The organism is Kitasatospora aureofaciens, assembly GCF_019192735.1.
Lineage (GTDB): Bacteria > Actinomycetota > Actinomycetes > Streptomycetales > Streptomycetaceae > Kitasatospora > Kitasatospora aureofaciens_A.
Genome location: NZ_JAHTKP010000121.1, coordinates 1 through 7922, shown reverse-complemented (window position 1 = coordinate 7922; position 7922 = coordinate 1). Strand labels below are relative to the sequence as shown.

Annotated in this window: 4 protein-coding genes and 4 pseudogenes; 4 read left to right on the top strand and 4 right to left on the bottom strand. The window is 69.2% G+C overall.

What is annotated here, in order from left to right:
- Positions 1-254: 254 nt before the first annotated feature.
- Positions 255-801: pseudogene (locus KV557_RS45090) on the bottom strand (hypothetical protein).
- Positions 802-860: 59 nt separating this feature from the next.
- Between KV557_RS45090 and KV557_RS41025 the strand changes: the two are divergent.
- The 4 genes and pseudogenes from KV557_RS41025 to KV557_RS41005 form a co-directional block, all read left to right on the top strand.
- Positions 861-1154, top strand: a pseudogene (locus KV557_RS41025) (transposase domain-containing protein); the annotation flags it as partial.
- A 598-nt stretch (positions 1155-1752) separates the two neighbouring features.
- Positions 1753-3036: a molybdopterin-dependent oxidoreductase gene (locus KV557_RS41015; RefSeq protein WP_308130312.1), complete on the top strand. Its 1284-nt coding sequence runs from the start codon at positions 1753-1755 to the stop codon at positions 3034-3036.
- 2 nt (positions 3037-3038) lie between these two features.
- Complete coding sequence (locus KV557_RS41010) at positions 3039-3542, top strand: hypothetical protein (RefSeq protein ID WP_218207177.1); 504 nt, start codon at positions 3039-3041, stop codon at positions 3540-3542.
- A gap of 546 nt (positions 3543-4088) precedes the next feature.
- Positions 4089-5912, top strand: a complete 1824-nt coding sequence (locus tag KV557_RS41005) for a glycoside hydrolase family 15 protein (protein ID WP_218207175.1) — start codon at positions 4089-4091, stop codon at positions 5910-5912.
- Positions 5913-6259: 347 nt separating this feature from the next.
- On the opposite strand, the pseudogene KV557_RS43860 reads toward KV557_RS41005, so the two are convergent.
- The 3 genes and pseudogenes from KV557_RS43860 to KV557_RS40985 all read right to left on the bottom strand — a co-directional run.
- Positions 6260-6806, bottom strand: a pseudogene (locus KV557_RS43860) (hypothetical protein); the annotation flags it as partial.
- A gap of 231 nt (positions 6807-7037) precedes the next feature.
- Positions 7038-7238 carry a hypothetical protein gene (locus tag KV557_RS40990; RefSeq protein WP_218207169.1) on the bottom strand — a complete coding sequence of 67 codons (201 nt, stop codon included), beginning with the start codon at positions 7236-7238 and terminating at the stop codon, positions 7038-7040.
- 594 nt (positions 7239-7832) lie between these two features.
- Positions 7833-7922, bottom strand: a pseudogene (locus KV557_RS40985) (IS5/IS1182 family transposase); the annotation flags it as partial.

The following is a 7922-nucleotide window of genomic DNA, read 5'->3' as shown; positions in this document are numbered from 1 at the left end:
AGAGCCGTGTGCGGGGAAAGCTCGCCAGCACGGTTCGGGAAGGGGCCGTCGGAAAAGGACCCGAACCACGGGCACCTCGTCGGCGGCCTACTTCACTCGGCGGGAGGCCGCGCGGAAAAGGACCTGCCACGGGCAGGCACCTCGCCGCGCGGCCGACCCAACCGCACACCTGATGCGAAGCCGCCGCCTCGTGCGGGACTTCGAACGCTCCACCAACAGCGCCGAGGCGATGGTCTACTGGTCCATGACCCTGCTCATGACCCGCCGCTTTGCCCGGCCACGCCCTTCGCGAGCGTGAACCGGCCCGGCGCCGACTCGGCCAGCCACCCACGGGCCACCAGTCGCTTCGCCTTCGACCGCAACGCCTCCACCTTCCCCGGCACCGGATCCAGGCCGAAGCAGGCGGCCATCTCCTGGCACGTCAGCGGACCCTGACCGAGCCGGTTCCGGTCCGCGAGAGCCTGCAGGATCCGCTGGTAGTCCACCGACAATACCGACCAGGACAGCCCCGCGCGCCACACCGGGACCACGGACTTCGGCTTCGCCGCCTCCGCTGGTTCGGGTCGAACCGGTTTTTTCACCAGGATCCGGCAGGTTCTCGGAGGCATCGGGGCCGGCGGCATCGCCGTCGGTCGGGGCCAGCACCTCGCCGACCCGCGAGCGGGCGATGACCCACTCGTTCCACTCCCGCTCAGCCACGGCCAGCTCGGCCTGGATACGGTCGGCCTCCTCCCGCGGCTCGTCCATGCGACGGCGAGCGGTCAGCTCACGCTGTTCCAGCAGCCCCACGACCGACGGCATCCCGACCTCCACCAGAGCGACGACTCGACGCGTCACCACTCCCCGAGACCGCCGACCCTATGCCTGACCAGCAGAAACGCAACCCTCAAGCCCGGAAAGACAACAGCCACAGAGGCCCAGTGGCTCAGTCTGTCACGGGCGGAACCGATGACGTGTTCGCGCCTGGTCACATCGGTGAGTTAACGCAGGTCATCCCGCCCGAGTTGGTGGATGCGGTACTGGACGAGACCGGGGCACGCGAGCGACGACTGCGAAGCCTCCCCTCTCGCGTCGGGGTGTACTTCGTGCTCGCGCTCGGGCTGTTCGGGCATCTGGGCGCTGGGCTGGTGTGGGGCAAGCTCGTGGCCGGACTGGCCGCCGGACCTGCGAAAGGTCAGTCGGCGGTCGGCCTCCGTGTTGAGGACGGTGACGACAAGAAGGGAGGCGAAATTGGCCAGGACAGGCGGCGACCAGTGGCGCAGAACCCAGTACAGCAATGCCTGGGCCACCGTGGAGGCGACGCCGATCACGACGAACCAGCACACTTCCCTGGTCAGCACGGTGCGGCCCGGCCGGGCGGAGGTACAGTGCCGTGTGCTGAGGCGTCGCACCCCACCATCATGAGGCCACCGTGCGACCCGTCGAGCCGTGCGGAGTGCCGGTTCGACCGTTCGGCTGGCGACGGACACCCGCATGCACGCCAGAGACGGACTAACGATCCGATCTGTGCCAGTTTGTTGCTGACGACTCGACAGGCACTGACGGCGCGGTGGGGTTCGATCCACCCCTTGGAGAGTCGCCCGGGGACAGAGGAGGCAGCCTATGGACAGTGGCGGACGGCCGCCGGCCCCGGGCTCCGACGGGCCGCAGCGCCCGAGTTCGGAGAAGGGTCACGCGCAGGGGCGCCTCGAACGCGTTCGCGCTGCCGCGGCGGCACTGGCCACCAAGGGGACCGCTGGTATCCGGGCCCTCGTGCGACGGGTCGAGCAGACTCCTCCGCCCCCGGGGCCGTTCCGTCCCGGCTTCTGGCGCAGCCCGATCCGTGGCCCCTGGCTGACCTCGGTGTTCGGCCTGGTGCTGCTTGTCGGCATCCCGATCCTCTTCGTGACCGGCGCGCTGTCCTACGCCGCCTACAACCCTGGCCTCGGCACACTCAACGACCAGACCCCGGACAAGGGCCTGCTGGGCTTCTACCTCTTCGACTGGCCCACACATCCGTACTGGCTCTACCGGCTCACCCAGGGCGTGCACGTGACCCTCGGCGTGGTCTTGGTGCCGGTGGTGCTGGCCAAACTGTGGTCGGTGATCCCGAAGCTGTTCGAGTGGCCGCCGGCCCGCAGCGCCGCCCAGGCGCTGGAGCGGCTGTCACTGCTGGCGCTGGTGGGCGGTGTCGTCTTCGAGTTCGTCACCGGGATCCTCAACATCCAGCTCTACTACGTCTTCCCGGGCTCCTTCTACACCCTGCACTTCTACGGCGCCTGGGTGTTCATCGCCGCCTTCGTCGTCCACGCGAGCCTCAAACTCAGGCGGATGACCCGCGCCCTGCGCTCCCGCAACCTGCTGACGGAGATGCGCACCGGGCTCGACGACACCCAGCCGGAGCCACCCGATCCGGATGGCCTGGTCGCACTCGGGCCTGCGGCGCCGACCACGACCCGGCGCGGCGCACTCGCCATGGTGGGGGGCGGATCGCTGCTCCTCCTCGTGGTCACCGCGGGACAGAGCATCGGCGGCCGGCTGCGGGGCACCGCCCTTCTCGCGCCGCACAACCGCGACCCAGGCAGCGGCCCGAACGGCTTCCAGATCAACAAGACCGCCGCCGCCGTCGGCATCAACCCGGCGCACGTCGGCCCCGACTGGCGGCTGGAGATCCACGGCCCCGGACCGATGCTCGTCCTCACCCGCGCACAGCTCCTCGCGATGCCCCAGCACGCCGCCGCACTGCCGATCGCCTGCGTGGAGGGATGGTCCACCCCCGACCAGCGCTGGAACGGCCTCCGGCTGGCCGACCTCGCCGCCCTCGCAGGCATCCCCGACGCCGGAAGCGTCCTGGTGGAATCCGTCCAACCACCCGGCCCCTACAGCTCGGTGGTACTGCGGGGCAACCAGATCCACGACCCCCGATCGCTGCTCGCCCTGCGCGTCAACGGCGCGGACCTCTCACTCGACCACGGCTACCCGGCCCGCGTCATCGTCCCGGCCAACCCCGGCGTGAACAACACCAAGTGGGTGCACCGGCTCACCTTCAGGACCTGACCATGGCGCGCTTCGTCCGCTGGTACGGCTCCGGCCCCCTCCACCTTCTCGTCCTGATCGCCTCATTCGCCATCACCGGCTACGCCCTGGTGCGCCTGTTCGCCGTCCGCCCGCTCGAGGTCGCGATCTGGTTCGTCGGCGCGGCGATCCTCCACGACCTGATCCTGCTGCCCCTGTACTCACTCGCCGACCTGTCGGCACAGGCGGTCCTGCGGCATCGAGCACCCCGCATGCCACAACCGCCGTGGATCAACTACCTGCGCGTGCCCACCTTCCTCGCCGGCGTGCTCCTGCTCGTCTGGTTCCCCCTCATCTTCGACCTGTCGATCCCCTACCCCGGTGCCGCACGACTGCCAGAAGGCGTCTACCTCGGCCGGTGGCTGGCCATCACCGCCGTGCTCTTCGCCGCCTCCGCACTGGCCTTCGCTCTCAAGCTCCGCCGCGTCCATCGAGCCACCCGCGCCACCAAGGAACGACCCGCACCGGGTCACGACGCTGCACCATGACGTCCGCTGTATCCAGCTCACCGCCCCGACGGGTTCCCTCCTCGTCGAGGTCGACCCCGACGATGTCGAGGAGCGGTGCACCGCCCGGTTCGAAACATCCACGGCCACCAGGGTCCGCCGTTTGCCTGGGCACGTCTGGGAGCACCAGCGCTCCACAGGATCGCCGAGGACCTTGCCCTCAGCGTCACCGACCAGTGGAGATGCGGCCACCGATGCTTACTCGCCCTCGCCCGCCAGGACCCTACCTCGGGACGTCGTTGCTGAGGCGGGGCTGACCACGCGGTGGCGAGGAGACACGACGTACGCCGACCAGACGCCCAGCGTGGGGCGCGGCACCAGGCCGTGCCACCACCCAGTCGGGGCAACCGCCGCTGGCCGGCACGTGCGATCCACCGATCGTGCTGATTGGGTGGGGGTGAATCCGCCGTGCAGGGAGGCCGGGATCAGTGACACTCGTCAAGCACCTGGAGAGAGCTGCGGCGCAGGCGACTGCTCACGTCGTCCCGGCCGGGCCGCGTCCGGCCCAGGGTGGACGGGCTGCGACGCATGAGTGCGCGACCGATCGGTGACCACGCTCTGCTGTCCGACTGCCGCTCGGCCGCGCTGGTCACCTCCGACGGCTCGGTGGACTGGCTGTGCCTGCCCCGATTCGACAGCCCGGCGATCTTCGCCCGACTCCTCGACGAGGACGCCGGCCACTGGTCGATCCGCCCTATCGGCCCGGTCGACATCAGCCGCCGCTACGTCGAGGACACCCTTGTTCTGGAGACGACCTTCCGCACGACCACGGGTACGGCGGTCCTGCACGATGCCCTTGCCCTGGGGCGGCGCGAGCGCGGGCACGCGCTCGGCACCGCTTCGCCGGGAACACTTCTGCGGCAGATCACCTGCACCGAAGGGCGGGTGGACATCGAGATCGCCTACGCGCCGCGCCCGGAGTTCGGACTCGTCCACCCACTCCTGTCAGCCGTGCGAGGCGGGCTCGCGGCGTACGGGGGCGCCCATGTCCTGCTGCTGTCGAGCCCCGTCGACCTGCGAGTGAGCGGCTCCACAGCGCACGGCCGAATCCCGCTCTCGGCGGGGCACCGCCTCGGATTCGCCCTACAGGTCAAACCGGCATGGGAAAGGGAGTCGGTGGGCTGGCGGGCGGGGCGGATCCGGCGCCGCATGTCCGACACCATCGAAGGCTGGCGCTCCTGGTCGAAGCTCCACCGCGGCTACATCGGCCCCTGGCAGGACGAGGTGGGCCACAGCGGACGCGTGCTGCGAGCCCTGACCTTCGCTCCCACCGGGGCCATCGTCGCCGCGCCCACCGCCTCCCTGCCCGAGACAATGGGCGGGACGCGCAACTGGGACTACCGCTACACCTGGGTCCGCGACGCGAGCTTCACCCTTCAGGCGCTTGCCACGGCCGCCTGCGAGAAGGAGAAGAACCGCTTCTTCGGCTTCCTCGCCCGGGCCGCGGCAACCCAACTCGACCGCGGCATCGACCTGCAGATCATGTACGGCATCGGCGGGGAACGTGACCTGAGCGAGCGGGTCCTGCCGCACCTGACCGGCTGGCGCAACAGCGGCCCCGTTCGGATCGGCAACGACGCCTGGCGCCAACGCCAACTCGACGTCTACGGCGAACTCCTCGACGCCGCTCACCAGACCCTTCCGCCCGGCGAGCCTCTCGACCCGGCCACCCGCACCTTCCTGCTCCAAGCGGCCGAGACAGCCGCCCAGCGGTGGACCCAAACGGATCAGGGCATCTGGGAAAGACGCGGCCCCAGCGGACACTTCCTCCACTCGAAACTGATGTGCTGGGTCGCCCTGGACCGCGCCATCGCCATGGCCCCCACCCTCCAGGCCAACGAACGCCTGCCCCACTGGCAGCACGAGCGCGCCCAGATCCGCCAAGCCATCGAACAACGCGGTTGGAACCCCGGCCTGGGCGCCTTCACCCAGGCATTCGACAGTGACGATCTCGACGCCTCCGTGCTGATGCTGCCCATCGTCGGCTTCCTGCCGCCGCACGATCCCCGCGTCCAGTCCACCGTGCTGGCCATCGCCGCCCACCTGACTGACTGCAACGGCCTGGTCCGCCGCTACCTCACCGACGAGCTGCAGGAAGAAGAAGGCACCTTCTTGCTGTGCACCTTCTGGCTTGCCCAAGCCCTCGCCCTCACCGGCCACACCACCCGTGCACGACACGTCTTCCAAGCCGCCCTCGCACACGCCAACGACCTCGGCCTGCTGGCCGAGGAGACCGACTCCACCACAGCAGAGGCCCTCGGCAACTTCCCCCAAGCCTTCAGCCACATCGGGCTCATCAACGCCGCTCGCGCCATCCGCGATGCCGAGCGACAAACGATGCACGCCCAGTAGGCGAACAACTCGTGGGTATGCAAACAGCTATGGTTCTGACGGGTGTCAAAACTCCGATCAGGCCGTTGACCTGGGCGTTTCCCGCCGCGGTCGAGAGCATGGGATCGACGCAGCATGGCACTCGTTGAGCAGCCCGCTGAGTACTCGGCGGCGCCGAACTGCCGCAGCGGGCAGCAGGATGACGTCCGGATTGTCGTTCGGGGCTCGCAAATCGAGGCCGTCGGCGTGATCCAGTGCCCGGCTTTCGGCGGAGCGTCCACCGTGGCCCCGTCGGAGCGGTACGCCATCCGAGCGCCTCAACCGGCCGCTGAAGTAGAGGACGGAACAGCCTGGCCAAGGTGACCAGTTCAGCCGTCGGCCTGTTGGCGCCCGGCAAGTGTGGTGGTGAGTTCGACCGTGGCCAGGTACCACCAGAAGATCCAGTGGAGGAACGCCGGGTCGTAGTCCTCCTGCTGGGAAGCGTCGCGATGACGGATCTCGAACTTGTTGGCGATCACGAACAAGGCGCCGTCGTCGGGCTTTCCGAGTTCGGTGCGGATCAGGGTCGCGTCGCTCCTCGAGGATGCCCGCCAGGGCAATGATCGCCGAACGCTTCTCCTCGATGGCTGCGCCGCGGCGGCGGTAGAGGGCGATGGCGTGCGCGGTGCGCTACTTGATGTCGGGGTCGGTGACGGCCAGGGCCCGGTGGACGAGTTCGGCCCGGGCGTCGTCCGTCACGGCCACCAACCGCCCCTGGTCCTCCCCCTCATCGGCCAGTCGGCAGTGGATCCCGGCACCGTCGAGCAGCCGGTTCACCCGCCACCGGTACAGCACCCGGGCCGGACCGGCGTGGAACTCCCGATGGTGCCAGCCGCACTGATCCCAGTCATGGAAGGAGCGGTCACGCGGACCAGATCCCACACCCACACCCTCCAACTGGCGCAGCCGACCACGAGGGGGTGACCGTCCACCACCGTCGTCGCCACCGCGCGCACCCCGCTGCCGGGTCCGATGAGGGTTCGCCGACCTGCTCACCGGTGACCATGTCCCACACCCGCACGGTCCCGTCGTCGCCGCTGGTGACGGCGAGGGCACGGCCCTCCACTACCGCCGTCGCCACCGACCACACCCGGTCGACGTGGCCGGTCATGGCGTGGCATCGTGGTGCAGGTGCGCCGAGGCCCCGTACACCGCAGCCGCCAACAGCGCGGAGGAACCCGACGCACGATGCAACAGCGCACCGACCTCCTCCGGAGCAGCGCCCACGAGGAACTCGGGGGCGGTCAACCGTTCGTCCACCGTGGCGGGTTCAGCGCGCAGGGCGTCGTATGGCATAGCGTCAGACATGATCGGGACTCTGACCGACCCCACCACCACACCCTTCGCCCCCGCAGACCGGCCCGGAAGTACCGCGCACTCACCCCCACGAGCACTGCGGCCCAGGACGAGAGAACCACCATGCGATCACGGAGCGTTGTGACTCGAGGAGACGGGAGACACGCGCCTGATGTGAGCAGGAGGTGCCCATCCTGCCTATCCGCACGACTTCTAACGCGAAGTGGGCGCGGACGTAGTCGTTGTTCCGAGAGCGGACGCCGAAGCGCGGCGGGCGGTGGCTGGTCCACCCCCGGATGATCGACGCGATCGCGCGGGAGTTCCAGGCCGACTTCGGTTTCAGCCGCCGGGGGCTCTGTTCGGGCCAGTTTATGCAGAATCGTGGTTCCTGGACCGCCCGCTGGGACGATTCTGTTGGTGCTGCCCCGAGTGGCAGCACGGCCATGGGAGATGACACGCCCGGCCGAGATGCCGCTTGAAGAGTTCGCGCAGGCGGAAGGGGCATCAATGCGGCGCGGAGCTCATGAGCTCCTGCTGAGGCGCCGGCGGGAGCCGGCGTCGAAGCCCTTAGAGGGCGTTTGATGTAGGCGGATTGCCCTTTATGCCCTAGTAGGTCCCTCGCCAGGATGGTGTGGTTTCGTCCGTTATGCGCTTGGCGAGGTTGTCGATCGAGGCGATGTGGATCATGGCTTCGGA

Bases quoted from the DNA above. Each gene is read 5' to 3' on its own strand.
- KV557_RS41005 (WP_218207175.1), top strand. From the start codon at position 4,089: ATGAGTGCGCGACCGATCGGTGACCACGCTCTGCTGTCCGACTGCCGC.
- KV557_RS41010 (WP_218207177.1), top strand. From the start codon at position 3,039: ATGGCGCGCTTCGTCCGCTGGTACGGCTCCGGCCCCCTCCACCTTCTC.
- KV557_RS40990 (WP_218207169.1), bottom strand. From the start codon at position 7,238: ATGTCTGACGCTATGCCATACGACGCCCTGCGCGCTGAACCCGCCACG.